Source organism: Mesorhizobium sp. 113-1-2 (assembly GCF_016756475.1).
Classification (GTDB): domain Bacteria; phylum Pseudomonadota; class Alphaproteobacteria; order Rhizobiales; family Rhizobiaceae; genus Mesorhizobium; species Mesorhizobium loti_C.
This window is the reverse complement of record NZ_AP023242.1, coordinates 1,716,977-1,740,185: the sequence shown is the minus strand read 5'-3', so window position 1 is coordinate 1,740,185 and position 23,209 is coordinate 1,716,977. Positions and strand designations below refer to the sequence as shown.

Genomic DNA, 23,209 nt, shown 5'->3' with positions numbered 1-23,209 from the left:
TGTCATCTCCGGAGTGACACTTGTTATCTCCGGGATGACATCCGCCCTCTGGCGCCCTATGTCTGCGGCGACAAATGGAGAGATACGATGGCGGTCGAAATCGAACAGTTCATGTGCCGCAGCGATAATTTCGGTGTGCTGGTGCATGACCGCAAAAGCGGGCTGACCGCAATCATCGACGCACCCGAGGAAGCGCCTATCCTGGCCGCGATCAAGCGCACCGGCTGGACACCGACGATGATCCTGACCACGCATCATCATACGGACCATGTCGAGGCCAATCTGGCGCTGAAGGAGCGCTTCAAGCTGCGCATCGTCGGCCCGGAGGCGGAAAAAACCAAGATCCCCGGCATCGACGAAACCGTCGAAGAGGGCTCCGTGCTTCATCTCGGCGACGAGCGGATCGAGGTGATCGCCACTCCCGGCCATACCGCCGGCCACGTTTCCTATCATCTGCCGGCGTCGCAGGTGGCGTTCACCGCCGACACGCTGTTCGCGCTGGGCTGTGGACGCCTGTTCGAATGCAAGCCGCCGGTCATGTATGAATCACTGAAGAAACTTGCAGCCCTCCCGGCTACCACGACAATCTATTGCGGCCACGAATACACGCTCGCCAACGCCCGTTTCGCGCTTACCGTCGACCCGACCAATTCGGCCTTGAAGGAGCGTGCCGCCATGATCGAGGCGCTGCGGGTCGAAAACAAGCCGACGCTGCCAACGACGATCGGCGAGGAATTATCGACCAATCCCTTCCTGCGCTGGCATGATCCGGCGATCCGCAAGCATCTCGGCATGGAAAAGGCCGGGGATGCCGAAGTGTTTGCGGAGATCCGCAAGCGCAAGGACAATTTTTGAGCATCGTGCAGGCCTTCGACCGATGACCAGTTCAGCAGAAATCATCGCGACACTCGGACTGAAGCCGCATCCGGAAGGCGGCTGGTACACGGAAACCTTTCGCGACGAAGCCGGCGGTGCACGCGGCCATTCGACCGCCATCTATTTCCTGCTGGAGCAGCACCAGCTTTCCGCCTGGCATCGGGTCAAGGACGCCGCCGAGGTCTGGCATTTCCATGCCGGCGCGCCGCTGGCGCTGTCGATGTGGGAAGAAGGGTCAACCGTGATCGAGCAGGTGCTCGGCATCGGGCTCGCAGCGGGTGAACGGCCGCAGATCGTCGTGCCGGCAGGCTGGTGGCAATCGGCGCGCAGCCTGGGCGACTGGACGCTGGTCGGCTGCACGGTCGCGCCGGGTTTTGATTTCGCCGCCTTCGAATTGGCGGCGCCGGGCTGGCAGCCTACCCCAGCAGGAAACCCAGCGTGATCGCGAACTGGGCGGCGTAATACGAAACCCACACCGCAAATCGCATCCACGCGCGATGCGGCGAGATGGCCGCCACCAGAAACTTCTCCGTGGCGAGCAGCCCGTCCGATGCCATGAACAACACGGCGCCGCCGATGACCCAGGCGCTGTTGGTGGTCAGAGCGGACATGCCCATCGCCAGGATCGCCACGACATAACAGGCGATCGGGATGCGCAGGCTGGGGCCAACGCGGCGCCAGAGGGCGGCGAGCATGACGATCACGAACACCGCCAGTGCCAGCGCGATCGCCCCGCGCCAGGACTCGGCGCCAAGCAATCCCAACCCGCCACCGCTGCGCAGGAACAGCGCGATGTAGACGATGTGGGCGAGGAGGAAGCTGGCGAGCCCGCCGAGAAACGCCTTTTCGCCGTCGCGCGACAGGAAGGCATCGCCCACCGCGCTGAGCGCCAGGGCCACGACCAGCAGCAGCGGGCCGCCTTGCAGCGCCGAAAGCACGGCAAGCATCGCGACGCTAAGCGTCTTTGCCGCGGAGCGGGCGAGGCTCTGCGGCATGCCCAGCGTGAAAGCGTAGATCACCGCCGCAACCAGCGAGAAGATCAGCGTCGCATTGGCGTTGGCGTCGATGCCGCCGGCAAACGGCATGGTCATGCCCCGGCTCCACTTTCGGCTGCCTCGGCTCGGCTCTCAGCTACGGCCGGCTTGCGCAGGAACAGCGATTTTGCCGCCAAGGCCGCACCGCCGGTGATGAGCACGCAGGCAGCGAGGATGCGCAGCGATGGCTCGGCGACGCCGGCCGCGATCAGCACCAGCGTTGAGAGCAGCGGCGCCGCATAGCTTGCCGCGCCCAGCACCTGGATATTGCCGCGTTTGACGCCGATGTCCCAGGCATAGAAAGCCGCCCCCACCGGCATCAGGCCAAGCCCAAGCACCGCCAGCCACTGGCCGACGCCTTCAGGCAACACCGTTTGCTCCAGCGCCAGATGGCAAACGAGCGACAGCACGGCAGTCGCCGCGCAGAACCAGGTGACGATGCTGGTCGGCACCGACGGAAAGCGCCGCGACAAAAGCGAGTAGGACGACCACAGCAGCGCGCAGACGGCAGCCATGGCATAGCCGAAGGTGTAGCGCGCATCGAAGGCCAGCCCGCCGCCCTTGGTGACGATCAGCACGGTGCCGGCAAGGCCGAGCAGCGCGCCAACGACATGGTTCCACGCCAGTTTTTCGCCCGGCATCAGCGCCGAGCCGAGCACGATCAGCAGCGGCCACAGATAGGCGATCAGGCTCGCCTCGACCGCCGGCGCGTTGCGCAGCGCGGTGAAATAGAAAAAATGGTAGCCGAACAGGCCGGCAATGCCGATCAGCCAGACCTGTGGTGGAATCTTCTGGCTCTTGTCGGCGGCCGGCATGAACAGCCGCGCGACAAGCCCCACGCCGGTGCCGATCGAGAAGGTGATCGCCGACAAAAGGAATGGCGGCACCTTGCCCGACGCATCGGTGAGCAGCGCCAAAAGCGCCCACATGGCGACCGCCGAAAAACCGATCAGTGTTGCGCGCGCCATGTCCTCTCCCGTGGCGCGCCCTGCTCTGTCCCCAGGGGCGTGCCCTATTGTACCGCTTCGAAACGCCCGGCGCTGATGGTCAAGGTGCCGATCTGCGTTCCCACCGTGGCGTGGATCGGCGCATATACTCCGGTTTGGCCGAGCGGCGCAAACGTCACCATCATGCGGCTTTTGTTCTTGAGATAGTTGAGCGCCTTGCGGCCCTTGCGGTAGCCCGCCACCGGCTCGAAGCCCATGCGGCAGGTGATGGTGTCGCCCTTGTAGCCCGGCACCGAGATCGTGCCTTTCGAGACGTAGTTCAGCGTCAGGTCGGCGCGCATCTCGCCATCGTAGAACTTGACCTTGCGGCCGCAGACCTGGTCGAGGCTGTCGGCATGGATGACGGTGGCGGCCATCGGATCGAGCACGGATGCCAGGTCGCCGGCACCGATCGGCACCCAATTGTTGGGATCGCGCTTTTCCGGCGCCGGAATGACCTGCGTCGAGGTCACAGCGCCATTGGTGAAGCGGATATCGACCACCGATGCTTTCTTGCCGGAGGTGTAATCGGCCCGGAATGCCTGCGGCACCATCTTCTTGCCGGAAATCGTGCCCTTGGACGAGATCGTGCCGCGCGTGTCATCGAACAGTTTGGCGAGGCCTGCGGCGGACACGCTGCCTTCGATCGCGTAGGCGCCATTCTCGTAATGGCTGGAGAAGGTCGATCTCGCGATCGAGAGACCAAGGAACGACACCGTGTATTCGCCCTTGAAGGACTGCGGCGAGGCAGCCGAAGCGGCGGACGGCAAGGCAACGGCAAGCACGGCAACAAGCGCGTAAGACAAACGAGGCATGGCGGGATCGGATCCTTGATTTTCGGCCGGAGGTGGGCGACTCCGGTCTGGCATGTCCCTATGAGACCGCTTATAGGATGAAATCCGGCCTTAATATGAAATGCCGGGCGCTTCCGTGGCAAAGCCGGAGCTTGACGCCCCGGCGAAATGCAACTATGGAACGCCAACTTTTTCCATAAGGCCGCCTGACCAGAACCGCGCGCCACCCGGCGTGGGCACAAAGGTTTGGCAGGTCCCGAGAGAATTGAAGGTTAGAATTATGTCCCGCACCTGCGAACTCACTGCCAAGGCAGTCCAGACCGGCAACAATGTGAGCCACGCCAACAACAAGACCAAGCGTCGCTTCCTGCCGAACCTCGTCAATGTGACGCTGATTTCGGAAGCGCTGAACCAGAATGTGCGCCTGCGCATCTCGGCCAACGCCCTGCGGTCGGTCGAACATCGCGGCGGCCTCGACGCTTTCCTCGCCAAGGCCGACGTCAAGGAACTGTCGCAGCGCGCGCGTCTCTTGAAGAAGCAGATCGCCAAGAAGCTGGCCGAACAGGTCGCCGCGTAACATCGGATCAAAGGCGGGGGACGACCGCCCTGGCCAACCTCGTGTTGGCTTCTGGCCAACTTCTAGTTGGCCATGGGGCATCGGATAGATCCGCAAGGTTCGACATCCGGTGCTCGACTACGAAGCGAGCACCACCTGATGGGCATGATGCTCCGCTGGTTCCATTACCCAGGATAAAAAAATGACTTCCTTCTCGCGATATTTGCCCTTCGTGGCCGCCATGGCGCTTGTCGTCGTGGCATCGAACATCCTCGTCCAGTTCCCGATGCAGGGCCAGATCGGTGGCCTGTCGCTGGCCGACCTGCTCACCTGGGGCGCTTTCACCTATCCGTTCTCCTTCCTGGTCACCGACCTTGCCAACCGCCGCTACGGGCCTTCCGTGGCGCGCCGGATCGTCTTTGTCGGCTTCATGACGGCGGTGGTCTGCTCGATCCTCGTGCCGCCCTTCCTGTTCCGCCATGGCCTGATCGAATTCGAGACCGCCGCCGACCGGCTGGTGCGTATCGCGGCGGCGTCCGGAGCGGCGTTCCTGTCCGCGCAACTGCTCGACGTGACCGTGTTCAACCGGCTGCGCCGGCAGAGCTGGTGGCGGGCGCCGATCGTCGGCACTCTGGTCGGATCGGTGTTCGACACCATGGTGTTCTTCACCGTCGCCTTCTCGGCGGCCTTCGCCTTCGCCGGCCCGAATGACAGCTTTGCGCTCGAAACGGCGCCGCTGATGGGTGTCTTCCACGTCGAGGCCATGCGCTGGGTCTCCTGGGCGCTTGGCGACCTCTCGGTGAAATTGATCATCGCCGTGGTCGCGCTCATCCCCTACCGGCTGCTCGCCGCCCGCTGGAGCCAGCCGGCAGTCGCGGTCTAAACCATGATCCCCTGGGTCCAGCTCGATTCGGCAAAGACCGGGGATGGTGCCCAGGAACTTCGCCTCAAGCGGCGTGGCAGCGAGTTCTCGATCATGCTCGGCACCAACGAGCTGATGAACAGCCGCCTCAGCGGCTCCGAGCAGGCGCTGGCGAAACTGTCTTGCCAAAGGATTGCGAGCCATCGCCAGCCGAAGATCCTGATCGGCGGCCTCGGCATGGGTTTTACATTGCGCGCCGCCTTGGCCGAACTCGGCAACGATGCCAGCATCGTTGTCGCTGAGCTGGTGCCGGCGGTGGTCGCCTGGGCACGCGGCCCGATGGCGGAGGTGTTTGGCGGCTGTCTCGATGACCCCCGTGTCACCATCCAGGAGATCGATGTCGGCCAGCTGATACGGTCCGAGCCTAAAGCCTGGGACGCGATCCTGCTCGATGTCGACAATGGCCCCGAGGGCATCGTCCACAAGGGCAACGACGCCCTCTACAGCCTGGCAGGTCTCGGCGCCGCGCGCAGCGCCCTCAGACCGGGCGGTGTGCTAGCCGTGTGGTCGCAAGGGCCGGACAATGGCTTTGTCAGGCGGCTGAAGCAGGCCGGCTTCGCTGTCGAGGAGGTCAACACGCGCGCCAACGGCAAGCGTGGCGCGCGTCATGTCATCTGGATCGCCACCAACGGCTCCTGAATGAAGCCGTGGTAAGGCGGCATTAGGCTTTCGACCTCTGAAGCTCCGCGGCAAGGGCCTCGAGCAGCCCGCGGGTCCCCTCCTCCCGCCCCTTGGCGGAATCGACACCATCGAAGAAGGCGCCCTGCTCGGTATAGGTCAGCCTTGTGCCATCGCCCGAGGGCGTCAGTTCAACCGTGGTCAGCGATGCCGACATCGGCTGCGGCCCGATTGCCATCCTGTAGGAAAATACGATGCGCTGGTCGGGAACGATGTCCTGGAACTGCGCGTCGAGCCTGATTTCCGGGCCGCCGCCGTAGCTGAAGCGCGACACCTCACCACCACCGACGCGGAAATCGAAGCTGAATTCGGCGACGGTAAAACCGTCGCCGTCGACCCGCCAGCGCCGCACCGTCGCCTTGTCGGCGAAGGCATGGAAGACGCGATCCGGCGATTGCGGGTACGTGCGCTCGATGGTGAATGTGGAGTGGATGACGGAATGCTCGTCTTTCACGGACGCGATCTGGTTCATGTCTGGTCGTCCTTTTCCTGGTCTTGAACTTTCGGGGATGATTGATCCGTCTCGGCCAGAATCTCACCGAGTCGGTCGAGGTGGCGTTCCGCCGGAATGCGGCGCTCCGCAATCCAGTCGGCGAGCGGAGCGAGCCCGCCCGGTTCGATCCGGCAGGTGCGCACCCGCCCGATCTTCTCGCTGCGGATCAGTCCGCAGGCCTCCAGCGCCTGCAAATGTTGCAGCACGGCGGCGAAGGTCATGCCGAAAGGCTCCGCCAGTTGGCTGACGGTGGCCGGTCCGCGGCTCAAGCGTTCCAGGATCTGGCGGCGGGTCGGCTCGACGAGCGCGCGGAGGATGCTGTCGATCTTGGGATAGTCAAGCATGGACTTGAGTATTCCGCCAACGACGGCAATTGTCAAGTCATGACTAAAGTATTTTGACGAAGCCTGGACACCTCCCACGCCCCAAAAAGCGAAGGTTGCGGCGAAGGCGCGAAGGAAGAACGGGCATAAGGACGCCGGGGCGCGGCCCGAACATAGCCGTGTATGGCCGGGCTCAATCCTGGTGCAGGATGAATTCCAAATAGAGGTTGCGCTGCAGGATCGAATGGTTGTCGTCGGAGATCAGCGACACCATCAGCGCGCCGTCATCGCGGGTCCAGACGTCGAGGCCTTCCATATTGTCGATCTGGTAGCCCATGTCGGCGTCCAGCAGCACCGGCCCGTCGGCGACCGCGCCCTTCTCGACGCTCTCGCCATAGATGCGCCGCAGCCGCATCTTCAGGCCGCCTGCCATGGTGAAACTGCGCTCCAGCAGCAAAAGGTCGCCGTCCGGCAGGAAGGCGCCGTCCGTGATGTCGAAATCGCCGTTGCGCTTGACGGTGAATACACCCTTGTGCGGCCCTTCGATGATGGCGGCATAGATGTTGCCAGCCTTGTCGAGGCTCTTTTCCGAGACCACGACCAGGCCGCCCGCATGCTGGCCGTTGGAATTGGCATGGGTAACGGTCTCGAAGCCTCGATTCTGGCGCAGCTCGCGCGCCGGCACCAGGAAGTCCAGCTGCCGGTATGGCCCCTTCATATTAGTCGGATCGATCTTGAATTGGGCGACGCGGTGGTTGCGCTCGAAACCGACCGTGGCGATGCCGTCCTTGACCGCGAGGCCTTCGGCATCGACTTCCCATTTCTCGTCGATCGGCTGGCCGCCCTGGTCGACCATCTGCTGCATGCGGAAGTTCTGGATGCCTATGGGACGCCTGTCGGCGTCGCGGACGACCGTACCGAAGAACCAGTAGCCTGTGTCGGCAACGCCGATGAAATCGCTGCCCGCCTTCAGAAAGCGGAAGGCCGACAGCGCGCCGAAATCGCGCGATTTCGAGGTCATTTCCAGTCCGCCGACGAATTCGAGCGAACCGAACTGCTTGTCGGCCTTGCCAATGCGGAATTCGGTGATCGGGCGGGCCGAAACCTCGATGGGTTCAACCGCGGCCGGACCGGCCGCACCGGCTGACGCCGACGCCACGCCGGCGAAGAGGGCGATGGCGGCGAAGAGCGTTTGCCGAAACCCGCCGCGCGAAAAGATCATCCGGCGCGCCGCATGCCGCCACGCCGCGTGTCGCGTGCGCTTTCCTCGGCAAACAGCGAAGCCAGCTGCTCGGTCATGGCGCCGGCCAATTCCTCGGCATCGACGATGGTGACGGCGCGCCTGTAATAGCGCGTGACGTCATGGCCGATGCCGATGGCCAAGAGTTCCACCGGCGAGCGCGTCTCGATCAGTTCGATGACGGCGCGCAGATGGCGCTCGAGATAATTGCCCGGATTGACCGAAAGCGTCGAATCGTCGACCGGCGCGCCATCCGAGATCATCATCAGAATCTTGCGCTGTTCCGGCCGGGCGATCAGCCGGTTGTGCGCCCACAGCAGCGCCTCGCCGTCGATGTTTTCCTTGAGCAGACCTTCGCGCATCATCAGGCCAAGATTGCGCCGGGCCCGCCGCCACGGATGGTCGGCAGATTTGTAGATGATGTGGCGCAGATCGTTGAGCCGGCCGGGGTTCGGCGGCTTGCCGTCCTTCAGCCATTTTTCGCGCGCTTGCCCGCCCTTCCACGCCCGCGTGGTGAAGCCGAGGATCTCGACCGAGACGCCGCAGCGCTCCAGCGTGCGCGCCAGGATGTCGGCGCAGGTGGCGGCGACCGTGATCGGCCGGCCGCGCATCGAGCCCGAATTGTCGAGCACCAGCGTCACCACCGTGTCACGGAATTTGGTGTCGCGTTCCTGCTTGAAGGACAGCGGCTGCATCGGGTCGATGACGACGCGCACCAGCCGCGCCGGATCGAGATAGCCCTCTTCCAGGTCGAAATCCCAGGACCGGTTCTGCTGCGCCATCAGCCGGCGCTGCAGCCGGTTGGCAAGCCGCCCGACGACACCGGACAGATTGGCCAGCTGCTTGTCGAGGAAGGCGCGCAGCCGGTCGAGTTCTTCCTCTTCGCAAAGCTCTTCGGCGCCGACCGTCTCGTCAAAGGCTGTGGTGAAGACCTTGTAGTCGATTTCCTTCGGCAGATTGGTGAAGGGATTGTCGTTGCGGCGCGCCTCGCCGGGCGTCTCGGCATCGGCATCGTCGTCGTCGGACAGATCGTCGGCGGTGGCGTCGGAGGCCTCCGTCTCGGAGGATTGCTCGTCATCGGCCGAAGCCTCGGCATCCTCCGACTGCGACTGCTCGGAGCCGGAATCCTCTTCGCCGCCCTCCTCGCTCTGCTCCTCGCCTTGCGGCTGGTTGTCGTCATTGTTCTCGGAATCTTCCGTCTCCTGGTCGTCGCCGAGTTCCTCGGCCATCTCCATGGAGGCGAGCATCTCGCGCACGACGCGGGCGAAGGCCTGCTGGTCGTCGAGCTTGGCTGACAGACCGTCGAGGTCGGCCTTGGCCTTCTCCTCGACCCAGGGCCGCCAGAGCTCGACCAGCCGCTCGCCGCTCTTGGGCACCGGCCGGCCGGTCAGTTTCTCGCGCACCATCAGGGCGAGTGCTTCCTCGATCGGCGCGTCGGCCTTGTCCTTGACGTCGACGAGGTTGGCCTTGGCGTATTTGTCCTCCAGCATCGAGCCGATATTGTCGGCGACGCCCTGCATGGCGCGGCTGCCGATCGCCTCGACACGGGCCTGCTCGACCGCGTCATAGATGGCGCGCGCCGCCTTGCCTTCCGGCGCCAGCTTGGTGTGGATGCGCGCATCGTGGCAGGCGCGCTTCAGCGCCATCGAATCGCCGAGGCCGCGGGTGATCGCGATGTCGGTCTTCGACGCCTTCTTCGGCAGTTCGGGCAAGCGCGCGCGGCTGCCGGCGAGTGCCGGCCTGTCCTTGGCAAAGCCGACTTCCATTTCCTTGTCGCCGGCAATGGCGCGCATGCAGACGGTGACGGCGCGCTTGAAGCTGTCGGCTTCAGACCCCGTCTTCGACTTGTTGCGCGTGTTGTCGCCCGGACCCGCCATTATCTATCTCTATTTCGCCACAGGCTGTTGACCAAGCTGTGAGCGGAGGAGGCCGACAATCTCTTCCACCGAGATTGTAAAGTAACCGCCCTTCCCACTGTCATATGCCTGTCTCCACAGACCATATCCATGGCCGAAGCCATCTGGAATTGTACCCGTCCCCTCAAGCTCAACCACACTCTCCCTAAGCACGTTGGCCGCTATGGGGAGGTGGGGAACAGTTTGCAGCGGCTTTCCGTCATTCGGTATCGGCGCATCGGTGACTGAAATCGACACGACCGGTTGATCTTCACCTTCCAGATTGTCGACCGCACCTATGATCACCCGCGAGGATACCGGCGTCGCTCCCCGATACGTCCAAGTCTGCCCGGGCTTGAATGGTTCATCCTGGGCCATGGCTACCTGTCCGAGACCAAAGCAGAGGATTGAGAAACTCCACAGGAACGTCCGACGGGTTGCTCCCATGGAGTGATGTTACCCCAGCACCACGTTGGCGGCGCTCTCGGGCAGATCCTCGCCGAAGGCGCGCTGGTAGAACTCGGCCACCACCGAGCGTTCGAGCTCGTCGCACTTGTTGAGGAAGGTCAGCCGGAAGGCCATGCCGATATTGCCGAAAATCTCGGCATTCTCGGCCCAGGTGATGACGGTACGCGGGCTCATCACGGTCGACAGGTCGCCATTGATGAAGGCCGAGCGCGTCATGTCGGCAACGCGCACCATCTTGTTGACGATGTCCTTGCCCTTGCCGTCACGATAGTGCTTGGCCTTGGCCAGCACGATGTTCACTTCATTGTCGTGCGGCAGATAGTTCAGCGTGGTGACGATCGACCAGCGGTCCATCTGCGCCTGGTTGATCTGCTGCGTGCCGTGATAAAGGCCGGTGGTGTCGCCGAGGCCGACCGTGTTGGCGGTCGAGAACAGCCGGAACGCCGGATGCGGACGGATGACCCGGCTCTGGTCGAGCAGCGTCAGCCGGCCCGACGATTCCAGCACGCGCTGGATGACGAACATCACGTCCGGCCGGCCGGCATCGTACTCGTCGAAGCAGAGCGCGACATTGTGCTGGTAGGCCCAGGGCAGGATGCCGTCGCGGAATTCGGTGATCTGCAAGCCGTCCTTGACGACGATCGCGTCCTTGCCGACGAGATCGATACGGCTGACATGGCTGTCGAGGTTGACGCGCACGCAGGGCCAGTTGAGGCGGGCGGCGACCTGTTCGATATGGGTCGACTTGCCGGTGCCATGATAGCCCGACACCATGACGCGGCGGTTGTAGGCAAAGCCCGCCAGGATCGCCAGCGTCGTCGCCTTGTCGAACAGATAGTCCGGATCGACATCAGGCACATGTTCTGATGTCACCGAATAGGCCGGCACCACCATCTTGGAGTCGAAGCCGAATTTGTCCTTCACCGACACCGTCGTGTCGGGCAGGTTGGCGATGTCGCGATCGACCTTGTTCATATCTCTCAACGTCTCCACGGGCGAAACGTCCCGTTTCGCCGGCAATCGATTTTGTTCGGGGGCGGTCTTAGAGCCTTTTCCAACCTTATGAAAGTTGGAAAACGACACAAACCGTAGGGTCGCTCAGCACAGGCCCGCCTGTTTGAGCACGCGATAGGCCTGCAGCACATCGCGGAACCGGTCTTCCGAACCTCTGTCGCCACCATTCGCATCCGGATGGTGACGTTTCACCAGTTCCTTATAGCGCGCCTTGATATCCTTGCCAGTCGCCTTTGTATCAAGGCCAAGCGTTTCCAGCGCCTTGGCCTCAAGCGGCTTGGCCTTGCGCTCGCGCGCCTCGCGCGGATCCTTCGGCCCCTTGAACAGGTCGAACGGGTCGCGCATGCGGTTGTAATAACCGGCGCGGCCGGAGCGCATCTGCGCCATATCGGGCGATGAACGCGTCGAGGCGCCGTTGACGCCCATCTTCCAGGTCGGCCGGTGGCCGGTCATGGCTTCCTTCTGGAAACGGGCGACTTCGGTGTCCGGCACGCCGGAAAAATAGTTGAAGCCCTTGTTGTACTCGCGCACATGGTCGAAGCAGAAGCGGAAATACTCGCCCTCCTTCATCCGGCCCACCGGCGCGCGATGGGTGCCCGGCTCCTTGCAGCCGTCCCACTGGCAGATTGGCGAGTGCGACTTCAGCTCCGCATCCTTCTCCGGGCGGATGCGAATCTTCTCGAAATATTTGGGGTACGGCTTCATCTCACCCATTTATGGGGCGTTCGCAGATGCGAAACAAGAATTGACATTTTCGCGATCATCGCCCTAACCGCTGAATCGCGGCATAAAGCAGGCGAATGGCGGATTTAGTTGCGCGGCAGCGGCCCCTGTGGAACCGATTTCCGGTTTTCACGCTGGTACGCCAGTCATATGTGGTGAACGGAGACGGCAATGTCCATACAGGCGACCATGGAAGACAAGCTCAACAAGGCATTTTCGCCCGAGCGGCTGGTCATCATCAACGAAAGCCATCTCCACGCCGGCCATCACCATCACGGCTCCGATCATCACGGCGCCTATGACGGCACCGGCGAGACGCATTTTCGCGTCCGCCTTGTCTCGTCCACCTTTGCCGGCATGAGTCGCATCGACCGCCACCGCGCCGTCAACGAACTGCTCGCCGACGAGTTGAAGGCCGGCGTGCACGCGCTGGCGATCGAACCGGCCGCTCCCGGTGAGAAGACGCGCTGGTAGGCTGGTCCGCCCTAGCCTTTCGCGGCCCCTTCAGATCACCGCTTCTATCAAGAACGGCCCGCGTCGCGACAAAGCGCTGTCCAGCAACGCGTCGAACCGCTCGCATGTTTCGGCACGGGCCGCCTCCACGCCCATACCCTTGGCCAGCGACACCCAGTCCAGCGCGGGATGGTCGAGGTCGAGCATGCGCCTGGCGTTCTCGCCAATCGCATTGACGCCGACATTCTTCATCTCGCCATGCAGGATCGCGTAGGTGCGGTTGGAAAAGACGATCGTCACCACGTCGAGATTTTCCCGCGCCTGCGTCCATAGCCCCTGCACCGTGTACATGCCGCTGCCGTCGGCCTCCAGATTGATCACCTTGCGGTCGGGACAAGCGATCGCCGCTCCGGTGGCCATCGGAATGCCGCCACCGATCGATCCGCCCGTGCCCATCATGTAGTCATGCGGCGCGGCAAAGGCCGACAGCGCGAAGAAACGCCGCGCCGAGGTGACCGCCTCGTCGCAGACGATCGCATTGTCCGGCAGCCTGCGCGCCACCGACATCGCGATGGCGTCGTCCGTGAGCTTGCCGTTCGGCGCAGCCTCGTCGGGAAAGGCGGTTGCAAAGTCAGTCTGTTGCGATGGTTTGACGCCGAGTTCGTCGCGAAGCGCTTCCAGCGCCGCATGCAGGTCCTGACCATGAGCGGCGAGCGTCAGCACCTGGCAGTCGTCGCGAACGAGCCGTCCCGGTTTTCCCGGATAGGCAAAAAAAGCGACCGGCTCCTTGCCGCCGACCAGCACCAGAACGTCAATGTCGCTCAGCAACGCCATCGCCGCATCGATCGGATAGGGAATGCGTGTTGGCGCGACACGCCCGCGCCCGCGTTGCATCCGCGCGATCAGGACCTCGCTGAACAGGCGGACATCGCAGGCCGTCGAGATCTGCCCGGCGATCTCGAGCGCATCGGCGCGCGCGGCGCGGCCACGGACGATCATGCCGACACGGCCCGACGCCGCACCGATCGCCGCGGCGGTCTCGCGTACGGCATCCCTGTCGACGGCCGGCGGCGGTGAGAGGACAACCTTGCCCGGCGACGCCGGGGCAGCGCCGCCCCAGGCGGCATCCGCCGGCAGGATCAGCGTCGCGACGCCAGGCGGCGTCAGCGAGGCGCGGAAGGCCGCCTCCGTGGCCGGCTGGACATCTTCTGGCCCCGCGATGCGGCGCACCCAGTTGGACATCGGCGCCGCCAGACCTTCGATATCGCTGGTGAGCGGCGCATCGAGCGGCAGGTGGTAGGAGGCATGGTCGCCGACGATGTTGATCATCGGGCTGAACGCACGCCGGGCATTGTGCATGTTGGCCAGCCCATTGGCCAAGCCAGGGCCGGTATGCAGCAAAGTCACGGCCGGGCGGTCGGTCATGCGCGCATAGCCGTCGGCGGCACCGGTCACCACGCCCTCGAACAGGCCGAGCACGCAACGCATCTCAGGCTTGCGGTCGAGGGCGGCGACGAAATGCATTTCGGACGTGCCGGGATTGGCGAAACAGACCGTCACATCATTGGCCAGCAGCACGTCGCACAGGACATCGGCGCCATTCATGCAATTTTTCTCCCAATCACGAGGAGCAATTGCACCTATGGACATCCGCACGGCAATATCCCGCCGCCGCTTTTGGCATGATCCAGTTACAGCGATGGGCGAGCGGAAGTCGCCGGGAATCAGCCGACCGTCGATTTCAAGAATGTCAGGGCTGCAGCGGTCAGCGCATCACCATCTTCGCCGAAATCGCGGTTGATCGACATGTGCGTATAGGCGCTACCATCAAACAGAGTGACTTTGGTCCCGGTGGCCCGCAGCCGCTCGGCAAAGGCTTTCGAATCCTCGCCACGGCCTGACGCTCCCGAATAGGCGATGAAGGTCGGTGGATGCTTGCGGCCGTCGACATAGCTGGCCGGGGAAAGTGCTCCCCACTGCGAGGGATCGGAAAAGACCCTTGCATAGGCCCGCACCACGCCGCCATTTTTCCCAAGTGCCGCAAGATCATAGGCCCTGGTATCGTCAAGAAGCAGGCCGGCGACGCCGGGCAATCCGCCACGCATGCCGGTCAGGGCGATCAGGTGGCAACCGGCAGAATGGCCCATGCCGACAATGCGCTTGGGGTCGCCGCCATGCGCGGCGATGTTGGCCCTGACATAGGCATAGGCCCTCTCGACGTCGCCGGCCTGGGTCGCGACATCGGCCTGGGGCAGCATGCGATAGTCGATCGAGACGAAGCAGAAGCCGTTGGCGAGCAGGAAAGCCGGCTTGGCACCGACCTGGCTGCGTTTGCCAAACTCCCAGGCGCCGCCATGGACGAAGAAGACGACAGGCAGGTTTTTCGCGCCGTCGGGCGCGTAGACATCGAGCTTGGCCGGACCGTAGTCGAAGGTTTTTTGCGCGGATTGGCGCGGGCGCCACGCGGCCGATGCTCCCAATGGCAGCACCGCCGCCACGGAGGCCAGAATGAGGCTTCGCCGATCGATCATCGTGGTCTCCCGACCGTGTAGCCAACAGTGCCCGCAGGCACCGCGAACGTCCAGTTAAGGATTGGTAGTGCTTAGCGGTCTGGCTCGGCGATCGACCATCGATGCGGACCTCAAGCTTTGGGGACCCATCCGCTATGGAGGAGGCTGGATCGACCGGGCTTCGTTGAACTCGCATCGGGTCGCCACGCCGCTTCAGACCGCATCAATGCACTGCCCTTGTCGTTCAGTTCACGAAATCAATATCTACCCCTTGACGGCCTCATCTGGCCATCACCACTTAAATATTTGGACAGGAATTTCAGTGACATGGGTAGTGTCCCAGGTCTCAACGACAGATGCGCACGCTCTCCTTCATGTGAAGGAACCCAAATGCGTTGCGGCAGTTGAATATATGATGAGCCAGCCGGCAGCCAGAACGGCTCTGAGGGCAAAGTATCATGCGTGAGAATCAGTCCGACGTCTTCGATCTGTTTTCGGAGATTTATGCGAACGCGGCCCAGGAAGAAATCAGCCTCCAGCAGTATCTCCTTGCTTGCCGAGAGGACAAATCAATGTATGCCTCGGCGCCTGAACGGATGGTCGAGGCAATCGGCGAGCCGAACCTGGTCGACACCAGCAAGGATGAACGGCTCGGCCGCATTTTCTCGAACCGCACCGTTAAGATCTATCCCTCCTTCTCCGACTTCTACGGAATGGAGGAAACGATCGAGCGCATCGCCGGGTATTTCCGATATGCGTCCCAGGGACTCGAGGAGCGCAAGCAGATCCTCTACCTCCTTGGCCCTGTCGGCGGCGGTAAATCCTCTCTGGCCGAACGGCTGAAGAAATTGATGGAGCTGCGCCCGATCTACACGCTGAAGGTCGGTAACCAGATCAGCCCAGTTTTCGAATCGCCACTTGGCCTTTTCCATCCCGATCGCATGGGCGACCTGCTGGAGGATAAATACGGCATAGCCCGACGCCGGCTGAACGGGCTCATCTCACCATGGGCGGCCAAGCGGCTCGACGAACTGTCCGGCGACATTTCCAAATTCAGCGTGGTCAAGTTGATGCCTTCGCGGCTGCGCCAGATCGGCATTGCCAAGACAGAGCCCGGCGACGAGAACAATCAGGATGTCTCGGCCCTGGTTGGCAAGGTCGACATCAGACAACTGGAAAATTTCAGCCAGTCCGATCCGGACGCCTATTCCTACAGCGGCGGACTGAACCGGACCACGCAAGGCCTGCTCGAATTCGTCGAGATGTTCAAGGCGCCTATCAAGGTCCTGCATCCGTTGCTGACGGCGACCCAGGAAGGCAGCTACAACGGCACCGAGAATTTCGGCGCCTTTCCCTATCAGGGCATCATCATTGCCCATTCCAACGAATCGGAATGGCAACAGTTCAAGAACAACAGGAACAACGAGGCCTTTCTCGACCGCATCCTCGTGGTCAAGGTGCCGTATTGCCTGCGGATCACCGAAGAGAGGCAGATCTATGAAAAGCTGCTGCGCGAGAGCGACTTGGCCACCAGCCCCTGCGCACCCGAAGTGCTGGACATTCTCAGCCGATTCACGGTCTCGACCCGCCTTGCCGAGCACGACAATTCGCCGCTCTACACCAAGATGCGCGCCTATGACGGCGAGAACCTCAAGGAGGTCGATCCCAAGGCGAAGTCGGTCCAGGAATATCGCGATACCGCCGGCGTCGACGAAGGCATGACCGGCGTCAGTACACGCTTCGCCTTCAAGATCCTGTCGCAGACATTCAACTACGACACCAAGGAGGTGGCTGCCGATCCCGTGCATCTGATCTACATCCTGGAGGAGGCGATCAAGCGCGAGCAGTTTCCAAAGGAAACGGAAGCTGCCTATCTCGACTTCATCAAGTCGGAACTGGCAACGCGCTATGCCGAGTTCATCGGCCACGAAATCCAGAAGGCCTATCTGGAATCATACAGCGAGTATGGCCAGAACCTCTTCGACCGTTACATCGCCTATGCCGATGCCTGGATTGAGGATCAGGACTACAAGGATCCCGATACGGGCCAGATTCTCAATCGCGAGGTATTGGACAAGGAATTGTCGCAGGTCGAGAAACCAGCCGGCATCGCCAATCCCAAGGACTTCCGCAATGAAGTGGTCAAATTCACGCTGCGTGCCCGGGCGCGAAACCACGGCCGCAACCCATCGTGGACAGGTTATGAGAAACTTCGCGAGGTCATCGAGAAGCGTATGTTCGGCCAGGTCGAAGACCTCTTGCCGGTGATCAGTTTCGGCTCCAAGCAGGACAGCGTCACGGAAAAGCGGCACAATGAATTCGTGCAGCGCATGGTGGAACGCGGCTACACCGAGCGGCAGGTGCGCCGGCTTGTCGACTGGTACATGCGCGTGAACAAGGCGGGTTGAGAAAGCCCGAATGGTTCCATGCCTATCTTTATCGACCGTCGCCTGAATCCGAAGGACAAAAGCCTGGGCAATCGCCAGCGCTTCGTTAGGCGCGCGCGGGAAGAGCTCAAGCGGAGCATTCGCGATCAGATCCGCATCGGCAGGATCGCAGACGTGGATGCCGAGCACGCCGTGCCCATGCCCGAAAGAGGCACGAGCGAGCCGGCCTTCAACAACGCCAGGAACGGCGGCAGGCGCCAGCACATCCTGCCGGGCAATAGGCATTTCTCCCCTGGAGACCTGATCCCCAAGCCCGGCCAGGGCGTCGGCGCCGGGGCGTCGTCCCCGGGAAACACGGCGTCTGAAGACGACTTTCGTTTCGTGCTGTCACGCGAAGAGGTGCTTGATCTTTTTTTCGAGGATCTCGAACTCCCGGATATGGTCAAGCTCAACCTCAAGGAGATCCTTGCCTTCAAGCCGCGCCGGGCTGGCTTCGCCGCCACCGGTTCACCGACCAACATCAATGTTGGGCGCACGATGCGTAACAGCCACGGCCGGCGCATCGCGCTGAGGCGCCCTAAGCAGGAGGAGTTGGACGCGATCCTCGAGGAAATCGCCATGCTTGAGTTGGTGCCATCCAGCGAAGCGGCGCACCAGCGCATTGCGGCATTGCGGCAGGAGCTTGACCGGTTGGAGCGGCGGCGCAGGCGAATTGCCTTTGTCGATCCTGTCGACATCCGATTCAACCGCTTCGATCCCCAGCCTGTGCCGAACGCCAATGCCGTCATGTTCTGTCTGATGGATGTGTCCGGGTCCATGGGCGAGCGCGAAAAGGATCTGGCCAAGCGCTTCTTCGTGCTGCTGCACCTGTTCTTGAAACGGCGCTATGACCGCATCGAGATCGTCTTCATCCGCCATACCCACGAGGCGCAGGAGGTTGACGAGGAGACGTTCTTCAATTGCACGCAAAGCGGCGGTACCATCGTTTCCACCGCGCTCGAGGAAATGCATCGCATCATCAGGCAGCGATATCCGCCCAGCGAGTGGAACATCTATGCCGCCCAGGCCTCTGACGGAGACAATTCCGTCACCGATTCCGAGCGCTGCATAGCCCTGCTCGACGGGAAGCTCATGCGGCTGTGCCAGTATTTTGCCTACGTCGAGATCATCGACAAGCGCGAAGCCCATATCTTCGGCACGACCGAAAACGGGACATCGCTATGGCGTGCCTATAGCGCGATCGACCTGAAATGGTCGAACTTCCAGATGAGCCGCATCGCCACGCCCGCCGATATCTACCCGGTCTTTCGCCAGCTCTTCGGCAAACAGTCTGCTGTCCTTAAGAGAGCGTGAGAGGGGCCGATGGCCAGACAAGCCGGTAAATCCGATCTGCTTTTTTCCGGATCCGACTGGGATTTTACGAAATTGTCGCGGACCTATGACGCGATCGAGGCAATCGCGGTCGAAGAGCTTCATCTCGATACCTATCCCGTGCAGATGGAGATCATCTCCTCCCAACAGATGCTCGACGCTTACTCGTCAGTCGGTATGCCACTGATGTACCACCACTGGTCTTTCGGCAAACACTTCCTCTACCAGGACCTGCTCTATCGCAAAGGCGGGCGCGGGCTTGCCTATGAACTGGTCATCAATTCCAATCCTTGCATCGTCTATCTGATGGAGGAAAACACCATGGCCCTGCAGGCCTTGGTGACGGCCCATGCCGCGCTCGGGCATAACCATTTCTTCAAGAACAATCATTTGTTCAAGCAGTGGACGGACGCTGGGGCGATCCTCAGCTACCTGGACTTCGCCAAGAGCTACATTGCTCGTTGCGAGGAGCGGCACGGTCTCGCTACCGTCGAGGCTGTCCTCGATTCCACCCACGCGCTGATGGAACAGGGCGTGTTCCGCTATCGCCGGCCACCGAAGCTGTCGTCGGAACGGCAGCGCGAAGGGCTTCGCGAGCGTCTCGAATACGAAGAGCGCTCCTACAACGATTTGTGGCGCACGCTGCCGCCTTCGCAGCAAAGGGTCAACGACAAGGCCCAAGACCCGGAGTGGAAGAAATCGCTCAACCTGCCCGAGGAAAACCTGCTCTATTTCCTGGAAAAGAACAGCCCGATCCTGGATCCCTGGCAGCGTGAGATCATCAGGATCGTTCGTGTCATAGCACAATATTTTTATCCGCAACGGCAAACACAGGTGATGAACGAGGGCTGCGCCACCTTCGTGCACTATACGTTGATGAACATGCTGTTCGACCGCGGCCGGATCAGCGAGGGCGCCATGCTCGAAATCCTGCGCAATCATTCCAACGTGATCTTCCAGCCGGCGTTCGACGATCCGCGCTTTTCCGGCATCAACCCCTACGCTCTCGGCCTCGACATGATGCAGGAAATTCAGCGCATCTCGACCGAGCCGACGGCCGAGGATCGGGATTGGTTTCCCAACATCGCCGGCCGCGGAAACTGGCGCGAAGTCCTGCTCGACGCATGGGCAGAGCACCGCGACGAGTCCTTCATCCGCCAATACCTCAGCCCGGCGTTGATCCGGAAGTGGCGGTTTTTTGTGCTCGGCGACGTTGCCGACCAACCGCATTTTCAGGTTGCCTCGATCCACAACGAGCGCGGCTATGAAAAGATACGCGCCGCGCTTGCTCACAGCTACGATGTCGGCGCGAACCGACCGGACATTCAGGTGGTGGATGTCGATCTGCTCGGCGACCGGCATTTGCGACTGCAGCACAAGGTGAACCACGGCATCCTTCTCGAGGATGCCAGCCGTGACGCCACGCTTCGTCACATCCGGAGGCTTTGGGGTTATGAGGTCAGTTTGGCGGCTGTCGACGCTGAGACGGGCCTGACGATCCACGAACGCTCGACGAGCCAGATCGCAGAATGAGGCTCGGTGGTTGCGCTGGTCCCCACGGCTCTCGGCCTGACGCATGTCGCCCAAAAGTGCGCAGCGGCGGGACAAACGACAGGCATAAAAACAAGGGCTTTAGAACAATTCCAGGAAAAGTGTGAAACGGTTTTCCCGGGAAAGCGCATAGCGCTTTCCCTTGGGAATTGCGTCAAAACAAAGAGTTAGAGCGGTTCGCCGTTTCCGCGAAACGGTGAACTGCTCTAAGCGTCGCCGGCTGGCCTGATCCTCAGCCGGGCGATGCGGTTCTTGTCGCGCTTCATGACGATGAAGCGCTTGCCGTGGAAGGTGAAGGCCTGCTTCTCATCGGGGATCGACTGCGCCTCGTGGATGACGAGGCCGGCAATCGTGGTTGCTTCCTCGTCCGGCAGGTTCCAGTCGAGCGCCCGGTTCAGGTCGCGGATCGGCACATTGCCGTCGACGACGACGGAACCGTCGGCCTCCTGCTTGACCCCCTGGATGTCGACATCATGCTCGTCGGCGATCTCGCCGACGATCTCCTCGATGATATCCTCCAGTGTCACCAGCCCTTCGACCTCGCCATATTCGTCGACGACGACGGCGAAATGCGCCTTGCGGCGCAGGAAGGCGTTGAGCTGTTCCTGCAAGGTCGTGGTGTCGGGCACGAACCAGGGTTTCGAGGCGATCTTCATCACATCGATCTTGGAAAAATCATTGCCGACTTCGTTCAGAGCGCGCAGCAGATCCTTGGCGTGCAGCACGCCGACAATGTTGTCGAGCGAACCCTTCCACAGCGGCATGCGGGTGTGCGGGCTCTGCAGGATCTCGCGCACCACCGCTTCGGGCGCATTGTCGGCATTGACCGAGCGCATATTGGTGCGGTGGACCATAATGTCGGAGACTTCGAGCTCTTCGAGGTCGAACAAGCCACCAATGCGGTCGCGATCCTCGCGCACCACCTGGCCGTCGCGGCGGAAATCGTCGACCGCACCGCGCAACTCGTCCTGGCTCGAGCGCTGCGGCTCGATGCGCGACAGTTCGTAGCCGAACATGGCGAGAAGGCGCGTGCGCACGGCAATGACAAGCAGGATGAGGATGGCAAGGACGGTGACGATGACCCAGCCGTTGTCCATCTCAGCCGGCTTTCCGGCTGGCTGGACGGATTTCCCTCAGGAACGACAGCACTTCCGAAGCCGGAACGTCCTTGGCAATAAAAGCCTGGCCGATGCCGCGCGTCAGGATGAAGGTCAGCGCGCCGCGTGACACCTTCTTGTCCTGGGTGATGAAGGCAAGCAGCGCCTCGGCATCGGGCAATTCGCCCGGAATGTCGGCCATGCGCCAGGGCAGGCCGACGGCGCGCAGATGCGTCTCGACGCGTGCCGCGTCGTCGGGGCTCGCCAGATTGAGCCGCGAGGAGAACCGATGCGCCAGCGCCATGCCGATGGCGACCCCCTCGCCGTGAACGAGACGGGTTCCGTCATACTGCGTGGCGGCTTCGAGCGCATGGCCGAATGTATGGCCGAGATTGAGAAGCGCGCGGTCGCCGGTCTCGAACTCGTCGCGGGCGACGACATCGGCCTTGGCGCGGCAAGCCTCGGCAATCGCCTGCGCCCGCTCTGGCCCGCCGGCGAACACCTTTTCCCAGTTCGCTTCCAGCCAGGCGAAGAATGCCGGCCGGTCGATCAGCCCATATTTGGCGAGTTCGGCATAGCCGGCGCGGAATTCGCGGATCGGCAGCGTGTCGAGCACCTCCGTGTCGGCCAGCACCAGCCTGGGCTGCAGAAAGACGCCGACCAGGTTCTTGCCGCGCGGGCTGTTGATGCCCGTTTTGCCGCCGACCGAGGAATCGACCTGTGCCAGAAGCGAGGTCGGGACCTGCACGAAATTCATGCCGCGCCGCACGATGCCGGCGGCAAAACCGGTGAGATCGCCTATGACGCCGCCGCCCAGCGCGATGACGACGTCGCCGCGCTCCAGCCTGGCGGCCAGAATCCCGTCGACCACCGCTTCGAGATGGGCGAAGCTCTTGGTCTTCTCGCCGGGCGGCATCGTGATGACGGTGGGCTGGATGCCACCCTTCTCAAGCCCGGCCTTCAGCGTATCGAGATGCGCGGCGGCGACATTCTCATCGGTGACGACAGCCGCGCGTGTGCCCGGCAGCCGGCGCGAAATCTCCTCACCCGCGCGCGACAAAAGGCCGGAGCCGATCAATATGTCGTAGGCCCGGTCGCCAAGCCCGACTTCGACGGTGACGGGCCGGTCTGCGCTCACGATTCGACCTCGCCCGTCGCTGCGATTTCATCGATGCCGAAATGCCGGCACAGTGCGTCCAGCACCTCGGCGGCGATGACCTCCTTGCGGTCGTCGCGGGTCGGCACGGTGACATCTGACGTCGCGTAGACCGGATAGCGCTCGCCCATCAGCCGCTCCAGCACGGCGCGGGGGTCGGCGCTCTTCAAAAGCGGCCGGTTTTGCTTCTTGGAAACCCGCTCCATCAGAAGATCGAGTTCGGCCTTCAGCCACACCGACACGCCATGGCCGGCGATAGCCTCGCGCGTCTGCGCGTTCATGAAGGCGCCGCCGCCGGTCGAAAGCACCTGCGGGCCGTTCTCCAACACACGCAGGATCACGCGCTGTTCCAGGGCCCTGAACTCGGTCTCGCCATAGCGTTCGAACAGCTCCGGAACGGTCATGCGCGAGACGCTTTCGATCTCCTGGTCGCTGTCGATGAAAGGCAGCGAAAGCATCGTCGCCACTTTGCGGCCGATCGCCGTCTTGCCGGCACCCATCAGGCCGACAAAGACGATGGACCGGCTGCCCAGCCGGTCAAGCAGCGCGGCGTAGGTCTCGCCTGGAGGATTTGCCTGGTGCGCGTTCATCAGCTGTTTCTTGGGCCCTCTTTGCCGGCGTATCGACATGAAAAGCCGGTTTGCGTCAAGCGTGCCTAGCGGCCAGAACCCTATATCGGCTG

At 62.5% G+C, this 23,209-nt stretch carries 24 protein-coding genes; 9 read left to right on the top strand and 15 right to left on the bottom strand.

What is annotated here, in order from left to right; all coding sequences use genetic code 11:
- Positions 1-87: 87 nt before the first annotated feature.
- Positions 88-855: a hydroxyacylglutathione hydrolase gene (gene gloB / locus JN279_RS08390; protein ID WP_202352497.1), complete on the top strand. Its 768-nt coding sequence runs from the start codon at positions 88-90 to the stop codon at positions 853-855.
- Between the two features lie 22 nt (positions 856-877).
- Entirely contained in the window at positions 878-1,318 is a 441-nt protein-coding gene (locus JN279_RS08385; RefSeq protein WP_202352496.1) for a cupin domain-containing protein, read from the top strand.
- On the opposite strand, the gene JN279_RS08380 is transcribed toward JN279_RS08385, so the two are convergent.
- Genes JN279_RS08380 through JN279_RS08370 form a run of 3 tightly spaced genes read right to left on the bottom strand, consistent with a single transcriptional unit; the run spans position 1,293 to position 3,711 of the window.
- Positions 1,293-1,967, bottom strand: a complete 675-nt coding sequence (locus tag JN279_RS08380; protein ID WP_202352495.1) for a lysoplasmalogenase — start codon at positions 1,965-1,967, stop codon at positions 1,293-1,295. The genes JN279_RS08385 and JN279_RS08380 overlap by 26 nt on opposite strands.
- Positions 1,964-2,878 (bottom strand): aromatic amino acid exporter YddG, encoded by a 915-nt coding sequence (yddG, locus tag JN279_RS08375; protein ID WP_202352494.1) that lies wholly within the window; start codon positions 2,876-2,878, stop codon positions 1,964-1,966. The genes JN279_RS08380 and yddG overlap by 4 nt, the downstream gene beginning before the upstream one ends.
- Before the next feature lie 44 nt (positions 2,879-2,922).
- A complete protein-coding gene (locus JN279_RS08370; RefSeq protein WP_202352493.1) occupies positions 2,923-3,711 on the bottom strand; it encodes a DUF3108 domain-containing protein in 789 nt (262 codons plus the stop codon).
- A 259-nt stretch (positions 3,712-3,970) separates the two neighbouring features.
- Here JN279_RS08370 and rpmB point away from each other — a divergent pair, with 259 nt between their 5' ends.
- From rpmB to JN279_RS08355, 3 genes are all read left to right on the top strand, one after another.
- On the top strand, positions 3,971-4,267 hold the full coding sequence (rpmB, locus tag JN279_RS08365; protein ID WP_010911765.1) for a 50S ribosomal protein L28: 297 nt from the start codon (positions 3,971-3,973) through the stop codon (positions 4,265-4,267).
- Between the two features lie 181 nt (positions 4,268-4,448).
- On the top strand, positions 4,449-5,129 hold the full coding sequence (locus JN279_RS08360) for a queuosine precursor transporter (protein ID WP_202352492.1): 681 nt from the start codon (positions 4,449-4,451) through the stop codon (positions 5,127-5,129).
- Positions 5,130-5,132: 3 nt separating this feature from the next.
- Positions 5,133-5,807 (top strand): spermidine synthase, encoded by a 675-nt coding sequence (locus JN279_RS08355; RefSeq protein WP_202352491.1) that lies wholly within the window; start codon positions 5,133-5,135, stop codon positions 5,805-5,807.
- Between the two features lie 22 nt (positions 5,808-5,829).
- Here JN279_RS08355 and JN279_RS08350 read toward each other — a convergent pair whose 3' ends face one another.
- The 7 genes from JN279_RS08350 to JN279_RS08320 form a co-directional block, all read right to left on the bottom strand.
- A complete protein-coding gene (locus JN279_RS08350) occupies positions 5,830-6,318 on the bottom strand; it encodes an SRPBCC family protein (RefSeq protein WP_202352490.1) in 489 nt (162 codons plus the stop codon).
- Positions 6,315-6,683, bottom strand: a complete 369-nt coding sequence (locus JN279_RS08345; RefSeq protein WP_202352489.1) for an ArsR/SmtB family transcription factor — start codon at positions 6,681-6,683, stop codon at positions 6,315-6,317. Before JN279_RS08345 ends, JN279_RS08350 begins: the two co-directional genes overlap by 4 nt.
- Positions 6,684-6,855: 172 nt before the next feature.
- Complete coding sequence (locus tag JN279_RS08340) at positions 6,856-7,884, bottom strand: esterase-like activity of phytase family protein (protein WP_202352488.1); 1,029 nt, start codon at positions 7,882-7,884, stop codon at positions 6,856-6,858.
- Positions 7,881-9,779 carry a cobaltochelatase subunit CobT gene (gene cobT, locus JN279_RS08335; RefSeq protein ID WP_202352487.1) on the bottom strand — a complete coding sequence of 633 codons (1,899 nt, stop codon included), beginning with the start codon at positions 9,777-9,779 and terminating at the stop codon, positions 7,881-7,883. The genes JN279_RS08340 and cobT overlap by 4 nt, the downstream gene beginning before the upstream one ends.
- Positions 9,780-9,788: 9 nt before the next feature.
- Positions 9,789-10,175: a hypothetical protein gene (locus JN279_RS08330; protein ID WP_244734446.1), complete on the bottom strand. Its 387-nt coding sequence runs from the start codon at positions 10,173-10,175 to the stop codon at positions 9,789-9,791.
- A 78-nt stretch (positions 10,176-10,253) separates the two neighbouring features.
- Positions 10,254-11,240, bottom strand: coding sequence for a cobaltochelatase subunit CobS (gene cobS / locus JN279_RS08325; RefSeq protein ID WP_023776798.1), 987 nt, complete (start codon positions 11,238-11,240; stop codon positions 10,254-10,256).
- Positions 11,241-11,363: 123 nt separating this feature from the next.
- The gene (locus tag JN279_RS08320; RefSeq protein ID WP_019861454.1) at positions 11,364-11,993 is read right to left on the bottom strand and encodes a J domain-containing protein; all 630 of its coding nucleotides are present in this window, start codon (positions 11,991-11,993) and stop codon (positions 11,364-11,366) included.
- 180 nt (positions 11,994-12,173) lie between these two features.
- Between JN279_RS08320 and JN279_RS08315 the strand changes: the two genes are divergently transcribed.
- A complete protein-coding gene (locus JN279_RS08315) occupies positions 12,174-12,476 on the top strand; it encodes a BolA family protein (protein WP_096450780.1) in 303 nt (100 codons plus the stop codon).
- A 30-nt stretch (positions 12,477-12,506) separates the two neighbouring features.
- On the opposite strand, the gene JN279_RS08310 is transcribed toward JN279_RS08315, so the two are convergent.
- Both JN279_RS08310 and JN279_RS08305 read right to left on the bottom strand, forming a co-directional pair.
- Positions 12,507-14,060, bottom strand: a complete 1,554-nt coding sequence (locus JN279_RS08310) for an acetolactate synthase large subunit (protein WP_202352485.1) — start codon at positions 14,058-14,060, stop codon at positions 12,507-12,509.
- A gap of 119 nt (positions 14,061-14,179) precedes the next feature.
- Positions 14,180-14,986: an alpha/beta hydrolase gene (locus JN279_RS08305; RefSeq protein ID WP_202352484.1), complete on the bottom strand. Its 807-nt coding sequence runs from the start codon at positions 14,984-14,986 to the stop codon at positions 14,180-14,182.
- Between the two features lie 437 nt (positions 14,987-15,423).
- On the opposite strand from JN279_RS08305, the gene JN279_RS08300 reads away from it, so the two are divergent.
- Genes JN279_RS08300 through JN279_RS08290 form a run of 3 tightly spaced genes read left to right on the top strand, consistent with a single transcriptional unit; the run spans position 15,424 to position 20,256 of the window.
- Positions 15,424-17,373, top strand: coding sequence for a PrkA family serine protein kinase (locus tag JN279_RS08300; protein WP_096450785.1), 1,950 nt, complete (start codon positions 15,424-15,426; stop codon positions 17,371-17,373).
- A gap of 18 nt (positions 17,374-17,391) precedes the next feature.
- Positions 17,392-18,705 carry a YeaH/YhbH family protein gene (locus JN279_RS08295; RefSeq protein WP_202352483.1) on the top strand — a complete coding sequence of 438 codons (1,314 nt, stop codon included), beginning with the start codon at positions 17,392-17,394 and terminating at the stop codon, positions 18,703-18,705.
- Positions 18,706-18,714: 9 nt separating this feature from the next.
- The gene (locus tag JN279_RS08290; protein WP_096450789.1) at positions 18,715-20,256 is read left to right on the top strand and encodes a SpoVR family protein; all 1,542 of its coding nucleotides are present in this window, start codon (positions 18,715-18,717) and stop codon (positions 20,254-20,256) included.
- A 224-nt stretch (positions 20,257-20,480) separates the two neighbouring features.
- On the opposite strand, the gene JN279_RS08285 is transcribed toward JN279_RS08290, so the two are convergent.
- The 3 genes from JN279_RS08285 to JN279_RS08275 are packed head-to-tail and all read right to left on the bottom strand — an operon-like array spanning position 20,481 to position 23,117.
- Positions 20,481-21,371 carry an HlyC/CorC family transporter gene (locus JN279_RS08285; RefSeq protein ID WP_096450791.1) on the bottom strand — a complete coding sequence of 297 codons (891 nt, stop codon included), beginning with the start codon at positions 21,369-21,371 and terminating at the stop codon, positions 20,481-20,483.
- 1 nt (position 21,372) lies between these two features.
- A complete protein-coding gene (gene aroB / locus JN279_RS08280; protein ID WP_202352482.1) occupies positions 21,373-22,509 on the bottom strand; it encodes a 3-dehydroquinate synthase in 1,137 nt (378 codons plus the stop codon).
- The gene (locus JN279_RS08275; protein ID WP_096450795.1) at positions 22,506-23,117 is read right to left on the bottom strand and encodes a shikimate kinase; all 612 of its coding nucleotides are present in this window, start codon (positions 23,115-23,117) and stop codon (positions 22,506-22,508) included. The genes aroB and JN279_RS08275 overlap by 4 nt, the downstream gene beginning before the upstream one ends.
- Positions 23,118-23,209: the final 92 nt, after the last annotated feature.

Coding starts and splice junctions, on each gene's coding strand:
- JN279_RS08355 (WP_202352491.1), top strand. CDS start 5,133: ATGATCCCCTGGGTCCAGCTCGATTCGGCAAAGACCGGGGATGGTGCC.
- JN279_RS08360 (WP_202352492.1), top strand. CDS start 4,449: ATGACTTCCTTCTCGCGATATTTGCCCTTCGTGGCCGCCATGGCGCTT.
- JN279_RS08380 (WP_202352495.1), bottom strand. CDS start 1,967: ATGACCATGCCGTTTGCCGGCGGCATCGACGCCAACGCCAATGCGACG.
- JN279_RS08330 (WP_244734446.1), bottom strand. CDS start 10,175: ATGGCCCAGGATGAACCATTCAAGCCCGGGCAGACTTGGACGTATCGG.
- yddG (WP_202352494.1), bottom strand. CDS start 2,878: ATGGCGCGCGCAACACTGATCGGTTTTTCGGCGGTCGCCATGTGGGCG.
- JN279_RS08310 (WP_202352485.1), bottom strand. CDS start 14,060: ATGAATGGCGCCGATGTCCTGTGCGACGTGCTGCTGGCCAATGATGTG.
- gloB (WP_202352497.1), top strand. CDS start 88: ATGGCGGTCGAAATCGAACAGTTCATGTGCCGCAGCGATAATTTCGGT.
- JN279_RS08275 (WP_096450795.1), bottom strand. CDS start 23,117: ATGAACGCGCACCAGGCAAATCCTCCAGGCGAGACCTACGCCGCGCTG.
- JN279_RS08300 (WP_096450785.1), top strand. CDS start 15,424: ATGCGTGAGAATCAGTCCGACGTCTTCGATCTGTTTTCGGAGATTTAT.
- JN279_RS08305 (WP_202352484.1), bottom strand. CDS start 14,986: ATGATCGATCGGCGAAGCCTCATTCTGGCCTCCGTGGCGGCGGTGCTG.
- cobS (WP_023776798.1), bottom strand. CDS start 11,240: ATGAACAAGGTCGATCGCGACATCGCCAACCTGCCCGACACGACGGTG.
- JN279_RS08295 (WP_202352483.1), top strand. CDS start 17,392: ATGCCTATCTTTATCGACCGTCGCCTGAATCCGAAGGACAAAAGCCTG.
- cobT (WP_202352487.1), bottom strand. CDS start 9,779: ATGGCGGGTCCGGGCGACAACACGCGCAACAAGTCGAAGACGGGGTCT.
- JN279_RS08290 (WP_096450789.1), top strand. CDS start 18,715: ATGGCCAGACAAGCCGGTAAATCCGATCTGCTTTTTTCCGGATCCGAC.
- JN279_RS08315 (WP_096450780.1), top strand. CDS start 12,174: ATGTCCATACAGGCGACCATGGAAGACAAGCTCAACAAGGCATTTTCG.
- JN279_RS08285 (WP_096450791.1), bottom strand. CDS start 21,371: ATGGACAACGGCTGGGTCATCGTCACCGTCCTTGCCATCCTCATCCTG.
- JN279_RS08340 (WP_202352488.1), bottom strand. CDS start 7,884: ATGATCTTTTCGCGCGGCGGGTTTCGGCAAACGCTCTTCGCCGCCATC.
- JN279_RS08350 (WP_202352490.1), bottom strand. CDS start 6,318: ATGAACCAGATCGCGTCCGTGAAAGACGAGCATTCCGTCATCCACTCC.
- JN279_RS08345 (WP_202352489.1), bottom strand. CDS start 6,683: ATGCTTGACTATCCCAAGATCGACAGCATCCTCCGCGCGCTCGTCGAG.
- JN279_RS08320 (WP_019861454.1), bottom strand. CDS start 11,993: ATGGGTGAGATGAAGCCGTACCCCAAATATTTCGAGAAGATTCGCATC.
- rpmB (WP_010911765.1), top strand. CDS start 3,971: ATGTCCCGCACCTGCGAACTCACTGCCAAGGCAGTCCAGACCGGCAAC.
- JN279_RS08385 (WP_202352496.1), top strand. CDS start 878: ATGACCAGTTCAGCAGAAATCATCGCGACACTCGGACTGAAGCCGCAT.
- JN279_RS08370 (WP_202352493.1), bottom strand. CDS start 3,711: ATGCCTCGTTTGTCTTACGCGCTTGTTGCCGTGCTTGCCGTTGCCTTG.